This is a genomic window from Parapedobacter soli, assembly GCF_025460835.1.
In the GTDB taxonomy this organism is placed as follows: domain Bacteria; phylum Bacteroidota; class Bacteroidia; order Sphingobacteriales; family Sphingobacteriaceae; genus Parapedobacter; species Parapedobacter soli.
Map to the genome: position 1 here is coordinate 1 of NZ_JAMXAY010000047.1, position 15,039 is coordinate 15,039.

The following is a 15,039-nucleotide window of genomic DNA, read 5'->3' on the forward strand; positions in this document are numbered from 1 at the left end:
AAGCTCGAAGAGGAAAATCGCAATCCCAATGCGCAATGGGAATGAGGGAGTGTTTTTATCTCTACCGGTTGTCGTTCCAAAACGAGACCGATTGCAGGATGGGTAAAACTGATTGGCGCCTCATCAGTGGCGATTTGGGCAAAACCAGAAAATATGTTAAAACTGATAAAAATAATGATAGATGTTCTTTTCATAGCGGTAGTAATCTCACTTTAGGTTAATGAATCTAGTTTTAAACCGATACATAAAATATTGATATTTATTTAGGTTAAAATGTTTCAATAGGGGAATAAAGCAAATAAATAGTACTTTCATTGAGTAGCTTCAAGCCTTTCTCTGTTATTTCATATTCTATTGTCGACCTCAATAGAGACATATATTGATTGCCATATGGGGTCTCATTAATTTTTGTACCTCCTAGTTTCTCTACTTTCATAAGACCATCCGAAACGTCAAATGAGACCCCCCCCATGATAGTATTTGTGGAAGAAATACCAGCAAAATCACCATTACTTTCAAATACGAGCGTATAATTATCTATTTCTGATGACTGTACCGATTTGACCTTATTTGTTGTCCGATCCACAAAACCGATTAATTTCCATTTTGTACCGATCAATGGTAAACTGGCAAAGGCGGGGTTTTCGGGGATTTCACTTAAAGGAATAGTATTTGAATCGTCCCCAATTTGATTCTTCTGGCAGCCGCCCAGTAATGGCAAGCAACAGACTAGACCGACGATAAAAGGATGCAGGAAAATGCTACTAATTAAGTTTTTCATAATTCACTTTTTAAGTTAAAAATAACAGCTAAAAACGACAGGTATCGGCAAGTAATTGTTAGTATCAGCTAATTTAGCCTTTTTGAATCCAATTTTCCAACGATTCGTTGGCTTTATTGGTTGGACGTATCTCATTGCCAAAACGCTACACCTAGACCAACATTTGGAAATCGGTTCCGATACCGCTACCTTTACGGTGCATCCTTAACAGCTGCTAACCATGCGATCGCGCTTTGTATCTTTTGCCGGTTTCGTGCTCTGCTTGAAGAAGCACCTCGGGTTCAAAAAACTAAACACCGAACGAAAAGATAAGGCAAATAAGTGATTACTTCCGTCCCGCAAGCAATCGCCTGCGAGCCGGAAGCAATGGCTTGCAAGACGGAAGCAACGGTTTGCGAGACGGAAGCAACGGTTTGCGAGGCGGAAGCAACGGCTTGCGGGCTGGAAGTAACAGCTTGCGGGACGGAAGCAACGGCTTGCGAGCCGGAAGTAACAGCTTGCGAGCCGGAAGTAACAGCTTGCGAGCCGGAAGCAACGGTTTGCGGGACGGAAGCAACGGTTTACGAGACGGAAGCAACGGCTTGCGAGCCGGAAGCAACGGCTTGCGAGCCGGAAGCAACGGTTTACGAGACGGAAGCAACGGCTTGCGGGACGGAAGCAACGGCTTGCGGGACGGAAGCAACGGTTTACGAGACGGAAGTAACGGTTTGCGGGACGGAAGCAACGGTTTGCGGGACGGAAGCAACGGCTTGCCAGCCGGAAGTAACGGCTTGCGAGCGGGAAGCGATCGTTCCGAAGTGCAAGTAAGTTCATTTCAGTAATCATTTTGTGATAAAAACAAATTACTGATTATCAGTGAAATAAATAACTTTCTTTGCCTTTCAAAACCCTAAATCATAATGCACAACGGGTAAGATATAACAAAAATCCATTACCTTTGAGATAAGAAGAATATGAACACCATGCAGCTGGCTATCCTAACTATTGCCATTCACTTTGTCATCGGGGTTTTCATCACCTCCCCAGCGCACGCCCAAATCGAACCGGGTAAGGAGACCATCGTAGTGAAACTCCCGTCAGAATACCGTTGGAAAAGCACGAAAATACCGAAAGATACCCGGGGAATACGGGGCACTGCCTATACGGTGCGGGGTAAGGCCGCCAACGAGGCCGCCGTAAAGCAAGTGACCGTTACCACTATAGACCGCAGGTACTACCCCATGAAAGCCGAAGGCACGCCCGAAGAAAAATGGGCGTACGAAAAAGCCGGATGCCCCGATGCGGAGCTGGAAGTGGTGGATAAAAAAGTGGTCGATGGCCGGACAGCCATCCTGTATGCCATCAAATCTACCAAGACACCGGAAAGCGCATGCGGCTCGGCAAACCTGATTACCTATATTGTGGAAGGGCCTACCGCCCTGCACACTGTTGAGCTGAATATCTCCCAAGCTGCCTTTACGCCCGAGCGATATAAAAAGTGGTGTGATGCACTGTTGCAGAGTTATATCGAGTAACCTTAACCAAAGCCACAACGTATTGGCACCATCATTGCGCCGTAAATGCAGACCAGATAAAGGTATGGAATAATTAATAGATATTTCCTATGTTTACACCAGCAAAATTATTATATATGAAAATTGTAAATATCTGCATACTAGCAGCTTGCACAACAACATTAGCAATATCAACCCAAAGCTGCAAACCGAAACAAGTGGTTTTACAACCGGCCGCCGAAGTGATAGAACGGGAAGCTCCGGACGAGCGTATGGTTTCAGAAACGCCCAAACCTACCCCGCAGCAGGCACCCACCACCGTTGCACCGGTAGCTACAACGCCACCGAACTACGATTTCAAGAACATCCAATTCGAATACGACTCGCACGTGTTGAAAACCGAGTCTTACGCTATCCTCGACCAGATTTCCAGGGAAATGCGTAAAGATACCGATGCTAACTTTATCATAGACGGCCATGCTTCCATCGAAGGTACTGCCGAATATAACATGGAGCTTTCCATCGACCGGGCCAACGCTGTGAAGCTTTACCTCGTAAACTCCGGCATCCCGGCAGACAACCTCACGGTGAAGGGCTACGGCGCTACCAGGCCAACGGCATCAAACGATACGGAAGCCGGGCGGGCACGGAACCGCCGGGTGGAAATCAAGCATGTGAATTGAGGGGATGACTGAACTGAAGTATAACCAGCGTGGCGTATCTGCTGGTAAGGAAGACGTCCATAATGCGATAAAAGACCTCGACAAAGGACTATTCCCACAGGCGTTCTGCAAGATTATCCCCGATATCCTTGGTGGTGATGAGGCGTGGTGCAACATCATGCACGCCGACGGCGCAGGCACCAAATCTTCACTGGCATACGTGTACTGGAAGGAAACGGGTGATGCTTCCGTGTGGCGGGGCATCGCCCAGGATGCCATTGTGATGAACCTGGATGACCTGCTATGCGTAGGGGCCACAGACAACATCCTGCTGTCTTCCACCATCGGCCGCAACAAAAATGTGATCCCCGGCGAGGTGATCGCAGCCATCATCAACGGCACCGAAGAGATTCTGGCCGAGCTCCGCGAGCTTGGTATCGGCATCCACGCCACTGGCGGCGAAACTGCCGATGTAGGCGATTTGGTACGGACCATTATTGTAGATAGCACCGTAACCTGCAGGATGAAACGCGAAGACGTTATTTCGAACGATCGTATACAAGCAGGCGATGTCATTGTGGGACTAGCTTCGTATGGCCAAGCAACCTACGAGCAGGCATACAATGGGGGGATGGGATCTAACGGGCTGACGTCTGCCCGGCACGACGTATTCAACAAAACAGTTGCAGAACAATTCCCCGAGAGCTACGACCCAGCGGTACCCTACGAACTGGTATTCGCGGGCTCCAAGAGACTCACCGATACCGTAGACATACCCGGCCATGGGCCTATCACAGCCGGGAAACTGGTGCTCTCCCCTACCCGTACGTATGCTCCTGTAATCAAGCAAGTGCTGGACAGCCACCGGCCGCAGATACACGGGATGGTACATTGCAGCGGAGGGGCCCAAACCAAGGTATTGCATTTCATCGATAACCTCCATATAATCAAAGACAACCTGTTTGATATCCCGCCCCTTTTCAAACTAATCCACGATGAGTCGGGTACGGACTGGCAGGAAATGTACAAGGTGTTTAACATGGGTCACCGTATGGAGCTGTATGTACCGGAGGTCATAGCTGCCGATATTATCGGCATAGCAAGCGCATTCGGTATCGCTGCACAGGTCATAGGCCGTGTGGAAGCCGCTTCGGCAAAACAGGTTACCGTCAAATCGCAGGTTGGCGAATATCACTACTACTAATGGCACAGGCGCCGAAAACCATCGGTTGGAAAGAAATTGTAGACCTGCCGGATTTGGGTATTCACGGCATACCGGCTAAAGTGGATACCGGCGCACGCACCTCGGTATTGCATTGCAGCCACATCCGGCTGACGAAAAAAGGACGGAAACAATTTGTCGAGTTCCGGCCGCTGGACGAACATCACGAGCCAGCCACAAAAATTTATGTGCTTCCGTTCCACAGCGAGCGGAAAATCAAAAATTCGTTCGGACAGGAGGAAAACCGGTACGTCATCAACACGACCATATCACTGTTTGGCGAGCTGCACGCCATTGAGGTTTCCCTACGCGACCGGTCGGACATGGAATTCCCGGTGCTGCTGGGCCGCAGTTTCCTCCGCAAGAAATTCATCGTCGACGTCTCGCGGGCAAACCTATCCGACAAATCCGCTGGCCGCAAGAAATAAGGCGACACAAGTTATAATAGCACACGTGAAAATAGCAGTATTATCAACAATCAAGAGCCTGTATTCAACTCGCAGGCTGGTAGAATCCGCCCAACGGCGCGGCCATGAATGCGTGGTGATAGACCATAGCCAATGCTATGTGGGAATCCGGCAGGGGCAGCCCAGCATCCATTACAAAGGGCAGCACCTTACGGACATCGATGCCATCATACCGCGCATTGGTGCGTCGGTGACGTTTTACGGATCGGCAATCGTACGGCAGTTCGAGGTAATGGGCGTCATATCGGCCAACCCCAGCCAGGCCATCACCCGCTCGCGCGATAAACTACGGTGCATGCAGATCCTCTCGGGTGCCGGCCTCGGCATGCCGATTACCGGCTTTGCCCGCCGCACGCATGATGTAGACGACCTCATCAAAATGGTGGGTGGCCCGCCTCTGGTCATCAAATTGCTTGAGGGTACGCAAGGTATCGGCGTGGTACTAGCGGAGACCAAAAAAGCAGCCTCGTCGGTAATTGAGGCATTCTATGGCTTGGGCAACAACATCCTGATACAGGAATACATCAAAGAATCCCGTGGCTGCGATATCCGTGCGTTCGTGGTCGACGGCAAGGTGGTGGGTGCCATGAAACGGACGGCCAAAGAGGGTGAGTTCAGGTCTAACCTACACCGAGGTGGCACGGCCGAAGTGATCAAACTGAATAAGACCGAGCGCGAAACCGCTGTCCGTGCGGCGAAAGAGCTTGGCCTGACCGTTTGCGGCGTAGACATGCTCCCTTCAGACCGCGGGCCACTGGTGCTTGAGGTCAATTCATCACCCGGATTGGAAGGAATCGAAAAGGCCACCAACAAGGATATTGCCAGTGCAATCATTGCCTTTCTCGAAAAACAATACACACTCAGACAGCAGGCAAAAAAGGAACGGAAAGTGAAAGCCGGACAGAAGTTATAAACAGATAATTTGAAGGTTGGTTTCCCAATTGTCGGGGGATAACCCTATCTTTACCGGCCTAAACATGTCATAGCCATGATAGACAGCATATTAGGCATAATCCATTGGAACACGAGACCAGAGATCTTCAGCATCGGCAGTTTTGAGGTGCGTTATTACACCTTATGTTTCCTGCTCGCCTTTATCTGCAGCTACGTATTGATGCTGCATATTTTCAAGCGGGAGAACAAATCGCAGGAGCTGCTGGACCAACTAAGTATCTACATTTTCGTGGGCACGTTGCTCGGTGCCCGTTTGGGGCACTGCCTGTTCTACGAGTTTGATTACTACAAGGATCATCCGCTGGAGATGATATTGCCATATACCTTTGATGCCAATGGCAATTTCATGCTTACGGGGTTCCACGGATTGGCCAGCCACGGCGGGGCACTGGGGATACTGATCGGTATTTTTCTGTTCTGCCGCAAAACGAAAACTAATTTCCTGTGGCTTACCGATAGGCTAGTCATCGTTATCCCGCTGGCGGGAGCATTCGTACGTATCGGTAATTTTTTCAACTCAGAGATCATCGGGCTGCCGTCTGACCTGCCGTGGGCGGTGGTATTTGAACGGGTGGATGCTATACCGCGGCATCCCGCCCAGCTTTATGAGGCAATATGCTACATCCTGATTTTCATTTTACTCTGGACAATCTACCACCGCAAGCCGCAGTTGAAACCGGGCTTTCTTTTCGGCGTGTTTCTGATTCTGCTCTTCGGCGCACGGTTTGCCTTGGAGTTTCTGAAAGAAAATCAGGAAGCATTTGAAGAAGGGATGAAGTTTAATATGGGCCAGCTGCTGAGCCTCCCTTTTGTAGCCTTTGGTGTATACCTGCTGCTGCGGCCGCATAAAGCTACGGCAGGCAAACGCAAGGGTTGATTCATATCCCCTGCCCGTTCAACGGCGGGGCACATTTTTTACTACCGGCTTCATGACAGTTGCACACCGGCATCGGTTTTTAATCTTTATTATACTGGGGCTGCTTTCGGCTATTGGGCCCTTTTCCATCGATATGTACCTACCGGGTTTCGATGCGATAGCGGCGAGCTTAGACACTTCTGTGGCGCACATCCAATTGTCGCTAACCTCATTTTTCGTCGGCATCGCCTCGGGTCAAATCGTGTATGGTCCGCTGCTCGACCGCTTCGGCCGCAAAATGCCCCTCATTGTTGGGCTCGTCATCTACATTGCCGCCTCCATCAGCTGTGCGCTTACCAATTCTGCCGACCACCTCATCGCGTACCGCTTTGTGCAGGCATTGGGCAGCTGCGGCGGTATGGTCGCTTCGCGGGCGATGGTGCGTGATTTCTTTGGCCCTACCGAGAGCGCGCGGGTTTTCTCTATGCTGATGCTGGTTATTGGCATCTCACCTATTCTAGCGCCTACTGTCGGCAGTTTTGTAATGGTACATTGGCATTGGCACGGCATATTCGTGGTGCTGTCGCTAATCGCCCTTGGTATTCTGGCGTTGGTTGTTTTCTTCCTGCCCGAAAGCAGGGGCCCGAACCCCGAAATGTCACTGCTACCACGTCCCATAACCCGGTCGTACTGGCAGGTATTCAGGAACCAGCAGTTCCTCACTTATGCCTTCGCGGGCGGACTGGCCTCCTCTGGGCTATATGCCTATTTGGCGGGATCACCTTACGTGATGATCAATCTGTATGGGTTGGATGAAAGCCAATACGGCTTGGTATTTGCGCTTATCGCGTCAGCTTTGGTTACGGCAAGCCAGCTGAACAGGTACCTACTCACGAAATACAGCAGTGAAAAAATAGCACGGGTGGCCCTAATTGTGCAATCGGCAATCGGGATGTTGCTATTGGTGCTTTGCCTTACAGACCTGATCAATCTTTACCTGATGGTTGCATTGATTTTCCTGTTCCTCGGCTCGCAGGGATTTGTGTTTCCCAACACATCGGCACTGGCCCTGGCTCCGTTCAGCAGGTTGGCCGGTAGCGCATCTGCCCTATTGGGCAGCTTGCAGATGGCATGCGGAGCACTGTCGTCGGGGTTGGTAAGCTACTTCCATAACGGCACTTCCGTACCGATGGCAGCCGTGATGGCGGGTTGTGCCGGCTTGGCCATGCTTATTCTCTCAGTAAACTCGCTACAGCCAAGCGGTAGCCTTCGAGGCCGAACCCACAGATAACACCTTTGCAGTTTTTAGCGAGATACGAATGGTGGCGAAACGGCTCGCGGGCATATACATTGGAGATGTGCACCTCCACTACCGGCGTGGTCACAGCGGCAATGGCATCGGCAATGGCTAAAGATGTGTGCGTGAAAGCACCCGCGTTGAGGACAATCCCATCGGCAGAGAAGCCAACCTCGTGGATTTTGTCGATGATTGCCCCTTCGTGGTTACTCTGGAAATAAGACAGCTCCACCCCGTTGTATTGTGTTTTCAGCCGCTCGAAATAATCTTCAAAGCGCTCCGCGCCATAAATACCTTTTTCCCGCACACCCAATAAGTTGAGGTTGGGGCCATTGATGATGATGATCCTGCTCATAGCTGCACAATATCCAAAAAAAATCGGAGATATCTCAACTGTTTAAAAATCGTAGTATAAATTCCGGAAGGATGCCCGCAAACCGAGTGTCAGCATTCCGGTTTGGTGGTGGCGGCCCCGCTCAGGCACGCCATGACGGCGATATACCGCACCTGCCTCCACCCGCAGGTTGTACTTCGGGTTGAACAGGTAGGATATCCGCCCATCGGCATAAAGCAGGTTATTGCGCACGCCCTGTGCTATACGGTTATCGTACACCTGCAAATGGGTGCCATAGGGCTGGAAGATATCGCCCCCGTAATTGGTCGCCGAGTCGGGATCGGTGCCGTACTGCCCCCACGTACCTTGCAAGGAAAAGTCGAACCGCTTGTACGAATAATTGACTATGCCCACCAACTCGCGGAAGTTGGCACCCCACGGGTGTGCCAGCGGCTGGCCGTAATTGCTGTAGTTGCTCACGGGGTCGAAGTGTGCATAGGTATAAGGGCGTGCGGTGTTGTACTCGGCCAAGAAGTTCAAATCCTTGATTCCAAACGCATCGAAGCCGCGGAAGCCTAGTTGTGCCCCCCACTTGTTGTTGACGTGCCCATTGCCGGAGAAAAACTCTTTGGCAGTAAACTCGCCCAATAAAAACTGACCGTACAGGGTAAGGTTCCGAAGCGCTTTGTATTTCGTATTCAGCCCAAGGTGCATCTTATCGGGCGATGACGTATTCGTCAGTTCGACCGGGCGCATGAAAATAATGGGGTTGAAATAATTGAAGTCGAAACTCCGCCGGCCGGCCGCGTTGCGTGCACCCCAAACCACCGATTGGAAAAACCCCACGGAAAACCGGTTGGTCACGTTCCAATCGAGGTACTGGAAGGCCCCCCATTTCCAATTGTCGCCGGCACGGCTCACCGAATCGAGCGACCGCGGATGCATAGGGTCGAGCATATACGACCATATACTCGTGTACTGGACATTGCCCAAGGTACCCGTCAGTTTCAATGAGGTATAATTGGACGAAACGTCAGACAGCAGCATAGAGCGGTAGCCGTCGCCGATAAAGTTTTTATCGTAAGCCAACGTGACATTCAGGTATTCATTGGCCGTATAAGACAACACCGCAGAGCCGTACATCCAGTCTTTTTTCCGCGGGTTATCGTACATGGATTTCCCATACCCCTGGCCGGGCATTACGGTATGGGTGAAGATATATCGATCGAGGTAATCGGGGAATACCCCTTGGTTTTCAAAGAAATTAACATACAGTGAAAACTTGTCTTCGATGGTAACGCCCGCTTGGGCACCGCGCGTATTCAGCCAGGTCGTGCGGCCGCCCCCAGCGAAATCGCGCCCAACTTGAAAATCGGGCAGGAAATCTGCGTAGAATGTATAGTCGTCTTTGTTTACCTCTACCAGATGTTCGTTGTATAATTTCTGTCCGCCCCACGAGAGTCGCTCCTCCACGCCCAGCTGCATCAGTGAGTCGTAGCGGGGCTGCAATGCCTCGCCGATGATCATTGGCTTTACAGACGTGTGCAGGCGCGTGTCAGCATGGTATAGCGTGCTGTTCAGCTTTTGGTAGAACTGATATGAATAAGGTTGGTAGGTCGCCTGCGCACTCACAAGGTGCGCCAGAGCACCTACGAGACCAGTAACCAACAACAACCTAGAGCAGGCAGGAAAGTATAAACGTCTAATCATCGTGTATAAGTCAATCAGCAAAGTTAACATTTGCATACCAAGAATTGAGCCACAATCAAACTACTATCCATGTTTGCTATATTTTTCGCATATTGCAACGCACAATGCGAACAGCAACATGTTGTATATGCAGTAACGAACCAAATACAAATAGTACATGAAACGAAGAACATTCATCCAGAATTCCTCATTGCTTGGTGCCGGCCTGCTGGCCGGTAAATTCTCACTGGGCACGGTGTCACAGCAATTCCCTACCGTACGTGTGCCGCAGGGCGATCGCCATTTCTCAAGTGAAGCCATTGAGCGGGCCATCCGGGAGTTTCAACAATTTACCCCCAACAAAGAACTGGGCTGGCTTTTTGGGAATTGCTTTCCGAACACACTGGACACCACGGTATATCCCGAAGAAAAGAACGGGAAGCCCTCGACTTATGTCATTACCGGCGATATCGACGCCATGTGGCTGCGCGATAGCTGTGCCCAGGTGTGGCCATATCTGCCCTTTATGGCCGAAGACAAGCAATTGCAACAGCTCATTGCGGGCTTGGTAAACAAACAAAGCGAATGCATCAATATCGACCCCTACGCTAATGCGTTTTACAACGACCCCACCAAGGTGGGCGAATGGGGCAGCGACCATACCGATATGAAACCGGGCATACACGAACGTAAATGGGAAATCGATTCACTCTGCTATACCGTCCGCTTGGCTTATGCCTATTGGAAAGCTACTGACGATACCGCACCATTCGACAGTGAATGGGTGGCTGCACAACGCAACATCCTCAAGACATTCAAGGAGCAACAACGCAAAGACAACCTGGGGCCTTACCGCTTTGAACGTACCACCTCCCGTGGGTCCGACACGCTGCAGGTAGACGGTTATGGCTATCCGGTAAACCCCGTGGGATTGATTTGTTCGGGCTTCCGGCCGAGCGACGATGCCACGATCTTTTCGTTTCTCATCCCGTCCAACCTCTTCGCAGTGGTGAGCCTACGCCAATCGGCAGAGATGCTGGCCAACATTGCCAACGAGCAGGCATTAGCTCTGGAAGCGCTCGAGCTCGCCGATGAGGTAGAGCGAGCGGTAAAGGAATACGGCATCGTAGACCACCCGATGCATGGTCGTGTGTATGCCTATGAAGTGGATGGCTTCGGCAGCTACATGATGATGGATGATGCCAATATACCAAGCCTGCTCTCGCTCCCATACCTCGGTGCGGTGAAAGCAGACGACCCGATTTACAAGCGTACGCGCGACTATGTATTGTCTGCGAACAATCCGTTTTTCTTTAAAGGCTCAGCAGCCGAAGGAATAGGTGGCCCGCATATCGGTAGGGATATGATCTGGCCGATGGGCATTACCATGCGCGGACTGACATCGACCGACGATGGCGAAATAAAACAATGCATCGATTGGCTCCAACAAACACACGGCGACACGGGCTTTATGCACGAATCGTTCCACAAAGATGACCCCAAGAAATTCACCCGCAGCTGGTTTGCGTGGGCGAATACATTATTTGGTGAATTTTTGTGGAAAACCTATAAAGAAAGACCATATTTGCTGAAGTAGTTTTGAGATTTTAGACAACAGACATCAGATACTAGACGTAAGAACATACCGATGTCTAATGTCCATTGTCTAATGTCTATTGTCTATTGTCTATTGTCTAATGTCTAATGTCTATTGTCTAGCATCTAAATGGGTCCAATAGGTATATTCGATTCGGGTTACGGCGGTCTGACGGTATTCCGCGAAATCATCCGTAAGCTGCCCCAGTACGATTATGTGTATCTGGGAGACAATGCCCGTGTTCCATACGGTACCCGGTCGTTTGAAACGGTGTATGCCTATACCAGGGAGTGCGTGGAAAAGCTCTTTGAGATGGATTGCCATTTGGTGGTGTTGGCATGCAACACGGCATCGGCCAAAGCGCTCCGCACAATCCAGCAGCGTGACCTGCCCAAACAGCCGGGGGTACGGAAGGTTTTGGGCGTTATCCGCCCTACCACCGAAGTAATAGGCCGCCATACCGATACGCGGCACGTTGGCATCCTGGCTACGCCCGGCACGGTCAAATCGATGTCGTACCCCATAGAAATCCGTAAGTTCTATCCAGATATAGCGGTATTCCAGCAAGCGTGCCCCATGTGGGTACCCTTGGTAGAAAATGCGGAGCTGGACTCGCCGGGTACCGCTTATTTTGTAGAGCGGGAAATAAACCTGTTGCTCCGGCAGTCGACACACATCGATACGGTTGTACTGGCATGCACGCATTACCCACTACTCTACCCACTGGTTAGGCATTTCCTCCCCCAGCATATCCGCCTGTTATCACAGGGCGAGCTTGTAGCCGATAGTTTGGCCGACTACCTCACCCACCACCCCGAAGTGGAGTCGTTGTGTACAAAAGGGAGGCAAACCCGCTTCTATACCACGGACAATGCGACGGATTTTGAAGAGAAGGCAGAACGGTTCTACGGCCAACCGATTAAGGCTGCTAAAGTGAAAACACTCCTTACCTAGCCTACTGCTTTGGTGTGACGATGGTTACTTCTACTCGTCGGTTACGTTGGCGGCCTTCTTTGGTATTGTTGGCGGCTACCGGCTTAACTTGGCCATAACCATTTGTGGTGATCCTGCTAGCATTGATGCCATGGTCTGCGATATACTTTTTAACCGATTCGGCCCGCTTCTCCGACAACCATTGGTTGTATTCCTCGGTCCCGGTTGCGTCAGTATGGCCATCTACGATAAGGGAGGCATTCGGATAATCGGCCAGCAGGCTTACCAGCTTATCGATTTCGTCTTTGGCCTGATCGGTCAGGTAAGATGAGTTGAGCGGGAATAATACATCCGAATCAAACGTAACCATGATACCGCGATCGGTCATGGCAGCACTCTCGAAATCGCGCTGCACGTGCTTCAAGCCATCCTGTGTCCCGTCAATCGTTACCTGCGCACCGGGGTTGACCGCCATCTGCTTGTTTTTGCAGGAGAACAACGCAGCCGAAGAAGCCACTAAAACGGAAAAGAAAATGTATTTTTTCATATCGTAATATAACGGATCGTGTTAAAGTAAATTATTCAATGCTAAAATGATCTTCGACAACCCTTTTTATGTCAGGGTGGCTTGTAAAGAGATTCCATATCAGTCCACTACGGCCATTCTCGATCATCACCACAACGGCAGCCTGGTTCAAGGCGTCGTATCCGCCGGCCACGGCATTACGCTCGGGCGCCATCCACTTGCGAAATCCATATTCGGTGAAGAGCATATCCCCATACGCTTCATACAGCTCACGGATCGATTGTATCGCTGATTCCGGCAGATAGGCGTAGCTTGCACTTGGAATTGCGGGATTGATGGCGTATATATTGCCTAGTGAGTCGGTACCTACCGCGGTGGTGCCCCATATCGCCGCCGACGCCCCTCCATGACCGAACTCATTGTCGCGCCGCCGGGTGGCTTCTGTTAGGTTTACGTTATTGACAAAATAATCGGCAAACGTATCTCGCTTGCCCCGTGGATCAAACGCCAAGAATGGCAGGTAAGCTTCCATTAGCGAGGTATCTACAGAGCCAACGGTTATTGCGATGCCGTACAAGGTCGTATCGGCGGTGTATGGCAACTCACGGTATTGCGGCAACGTTCCGTGCCCCCCTCCTTTGACATCCACTGAAAACGCTTCGTTGGCTACCAGTTCCATCACGTGGATTGAATCCGCCAGTTCCCGCGGTACGCCCAGCCCTTCGGTATACGCTTCCGGCGGCAGCGCATGCCGTGGCGATGCCAGGGCAAGGATGTAACCGATAAAGTCCTTCCCGAATCCTCCCATCGGACGGGCATTCTTGAAGCCGGCAACAGGCGACCAACGGTCTAAAAGGATATTTTCTTGGCCCGGCACCACAAATCTGTCCCACTCCACGCCACGCCACAGCGTATTGATCCGGTCTGTAAGGCTGCTATCGGCCCCGAAATACTGCTCAGCAACAAGCAATCCCTGCATCAAGAATGCCGTCGCCACCAAATCGGCCTCAGGAACACTATCAACCTCAAAAATCCCCTTACCAGTACGGCCATCGATTTTGGCAGGGAAAGCACCCTGATAACGCTCTACCTTACCCAAAAAATCTACCATACGCCGCAAGCGTCCGATTGCGGCTTTACGCGAAGTAAACCCCCGCTCCACCCCCACTATCTGCGACAAAATACTGAAACCGGTTTCCATTACCGATACCGCCGCATCGTCTACACCGAATTGTATGGCATGCATGCCACTGTTGATTTCCGTTCGATCCTCAAAATAATTGACGTGTGCCTCCTGCACGAGATCCAGCAGTGCGCTGTCGTCCACAGCATGGGTGGTGGCCTCAAGTACCTCCGAAAAGGGCGATTCAAGGTAGTCGTAATCAACCCATGCGATCTTATAGAAATAGGTCTTTTCGGGATAAGGCACAAAATCGCTGTACTTATGGACAAACACCGGCCGTATAGCTACCGGCTCGAAGTGCTCATTATCGTTAGCACGGTAGATTTTGATATACCGGATGCTCGGCGTGAGCGGTAGCTGCCATGTGAGGTCGACATGCCGTTCATAGGCCGTTGCCGATGCAAGTACTGCCGGCGAGGAGAGCTTGGCTCGCGGCGGGTTCGCCGACAGGAACTCAATCTGATCGATATATAACCAATGGGTGGCCGTATCGGCTTGCCTTTGGGCCAATCGTATTCCACTTACCGCTTCATCTGCAAGCAAGCCACCAATGGCCTTTACCGGGATGTTCACGTTGAGCCACATATTCGTGCTGTAGTCATCGATATAGTCGGACAGGTTGAGAGGATCACTCTCTGACTCGCCCTGATACAGGGACAGCTTAGGCAAAACAGTACTGGGCGTATTGGAAGCGACGTATAATTTAAATACCAATACGCCTTTCGGGTCAGCGATGTAGCTGTTTGCGGGCTCGGGGAAAGCAATCTGTGCGCTCCATTCACCCCCATCGGCAGAATAGTATTTCAATAACAGCGAATTGCCGGGGGTAAAGAAAACCGAGTCTGACACGGGCAGCCTTCCGGCTACGTTTTCTACCCAGCTTCGGCCTCCGTGAACTGCATGGCTATGCATATAATTACCCTTCAGTACACTGTTTTCAAATAATACACCGGGGTAGGTATCTGCTTGGGCAGAGCCGACGATTGTAGCGAAAAACAGAAGGGACAAGGTAATAGATCTGACCATAGACTCAATCGAAATATGT

General features: G+C 50.9%; 16 protein-coding genes. 10 read left to right on the forward strand and 6 right to left on the reverse strand.

From position 1 onward, the window contains the following. Positions 1-194 (reverse strand): hypothetical protein (locus NGM62_RS16920; protein ID WP_262249459.1); only part of this gene is annotated, 194 nt, incomplete at its 3' end. A 74-nt stretch (positions 195-268) separates the two neighbouring features. Then, the gene (locus NGM62_RS16925) at positions 269-781 is read right to left on the reverse strand and encodes an META domain-containing protein (protein WP_262249460.1); all 513 of its coding nucleotides are present in this window, start codon (positions 779-781) and stop codon (positions 269-271) included. Positions 782-1,102: 321 nt separating this feature from the next. Here NGM62_RS16925 and NGM62_RS16930 point away from each other — a divergent pair, with 321 nt between their 5' ends. The 8 genes from NGM62_RS16930 (at position 1,103) to NGM62_RS16965 (ending at position 7,726) form a co-directional block, all read left to right on the forward strand. Continuing rightward, a complete protein-coding gene (locus NGM62_RS16930) occupies positions 1,103-1,588 on the forward strand; it encodes a hypothetical protein (RefSeq protein WP_262249461.1) in 486 nt (161 codons plus the stop codon). A gap of 146 nt (positions 1,589-1,734) precedes the next feature. Continuing rightward, positions 1,735-2,295: a hypothetical protein gene (locus NGM62_RS16935; RefSeq protein ID WP_262249463.1), complete on the forward strand. Its 561-nt coding sequence runs from the start codon at positions 1,735-1,737 to the stop codon at positions 2,293-2,295. 197 nt (positions 2,296-2,492) lie between these two features. Further along, on the forward strand, positions 2,493-2,957 hold the full coding sequence (locus tag NGM62_RS16940; RefSeq protein WP_262249465.1) for an OmpA family protein: 465 nt from the start codon (positions 2,493-2,495) through the stop codon (positions 2,955-2,957). A 4-nt stretch (positions 2,958-2,961) separates the two neighbouring features. Continuing rightward, positions 2,962-4,140 carry an AIR synthase related protein gene (locus tag NGM62_RS16945; protein WP_262249466.1) on the forward strand — a complete coding sequence of 393 codons (1,179 nt, stop codon included), beginning with the start codon at positions 2,962-2,964 and terminating at the stop codon, positions 4,138-4,140. Further along, positions 4,140-4,586, forward strand: coding sequence for an ATP-dependent zinc protease family protein (locus NGM62_RS16950; RefSeq protein WP_262249467.1), 447 nt, complete (start codon positions 4,140-4,142; stop codon positions 4,584-4,586). Before NGM62_RS16945 ends, NGM62_RS16950 begins: the two co-directional genes overlap by 1 nt. Before the next feature lie 25 nt (positions 4,587-4,611). After that, positions 4,612-5,538, forward strand: coding sequence for a 30S ribosomal protein S6--L-glutamate ligase (rimK, locus tag NGM62_RS16955; RefSeq protein ID WP_262249469.1), 927 nt, complete (start codon positions 4,612-4,614; stop codon positions 5,536-5,538). A gap of 75 nt (positions 5,539-5,613) precedes the next feature. Beyond that, complete coding sequence (gene lgt, locus NGM62_RS16960; protein WP_262249471.1) at positions 5,614-6,456, forward strand: prolipoprotein diacylglyceryl transferase; 843 nt, start codon at positions 5,614-5,616, stop codon at positions 6,454-6,456. A 52-nt stretch (positions 6,457-6,508) separates the two neighbouring features. Continuing rightward, on the forward strand, positions 6,509-7,726 hold the full coding sequence (locus NGM62_RS16965; RefSeq protein ID WP_262249472.1) for a multidrug effflux MFS transporter: 1,218 nt from the start codon (positions 6,509-6,511) through the stop codon (positions 7,724-7,726). On the opposite strand, the gene aroQ is transcribed toward NGM62_RS16965, so the two are convergent. Both aroQ and NGM62_RS16975 read right to left on the reverse strand, forming a co-directional pair. Continuing rightward, entirely contained in the window at positions 7,665-8,087 is a 423-nt protein-coding gene (gene aroQ / locus NGM62_RS16970; RefSeq protein ID WP_262249473.1) for a type II 3-dehydroquinate dehydratase, read from the reverse strand. The two genes, NGM62_RS16965 and aroQ, sit on opposite strands and share 62 nt — an antisense overlap. Positions 8,088-8,129: 42 nt before the next feature. Further along, the gene (locus NGM62_RS16975) at positions 8,130-9,776 is read right to left on the reverse strand and encodes a gliding motility protein RemB (RefSeq protein ID WP_262249474.1); all 1,647 of its coding nucleotides are present in this window, start codon (positions 9,774-9,776) and stop codon (positions 8,130-8,132) included. Positions 9,777-9,933: 157 nt separating this feature from the next. Here NGM62_RS16975 and NGM62_RS16980 point away from each other — a divergent pair, with 157 nt between their 5' ends. Both NGM62_RS16980 and murI read left to right on the forward strand, forming a co-directional pair. After that, positions 9,934-11,352 (forward strand): glycoside hydrolase family 125 protein, encoded by a 1,419-nt coding sequence (locus NGM62_RS16980; protein WP_262249475.1) that lies wholly within the window; start codon positions 9,934-9,936, stop codon positions 11,350-11,352. Between the two features lie 129 nt (positions 11,353-11,481). Beyond that, positions 11,482-12,306: a glutamate racemase gene (gene murI, locus NGM62_RS16985; RefSeq protein ID WP_262249476.1), complete on the forward strand. Its 825-nt coding sequence runs from the start codon at positions 11,482-11,484 to the stop codon at positions 12,304-12,306. A 1-nt stretch (position 12,307) separates the two neighbouring features. On the opposite strand, the gene NGM62_RS16990 is transcribed toward murI, so the two are convergent. Next, the gene (locus NGM62_RS16990) at positions 12,308-12,832 is read right to left on the reverse strand and encodes an OmpA family protein (protein WP_262249477.1); all 525 of its coding nucleotides are present in this window, start codon (positions 12,830-12,832) and stop codon (positions 12,308-12,310) included. Between the two features lie 31 nt (positions 12,833-12,863). Next, on the reverse strand, positions 12,864-15,020 hold the full coding sequence (locus tag NGM62_RS16995; protein WP_262249478.1) for a glucoamylase family protein: 2,157 nt from the start codon (positions 15,018-15,020) through the stop codon (positions 12,864-12,866). Between the last annotated feature and the right edge of the window lie 19 nt (positions 15,021-15,039).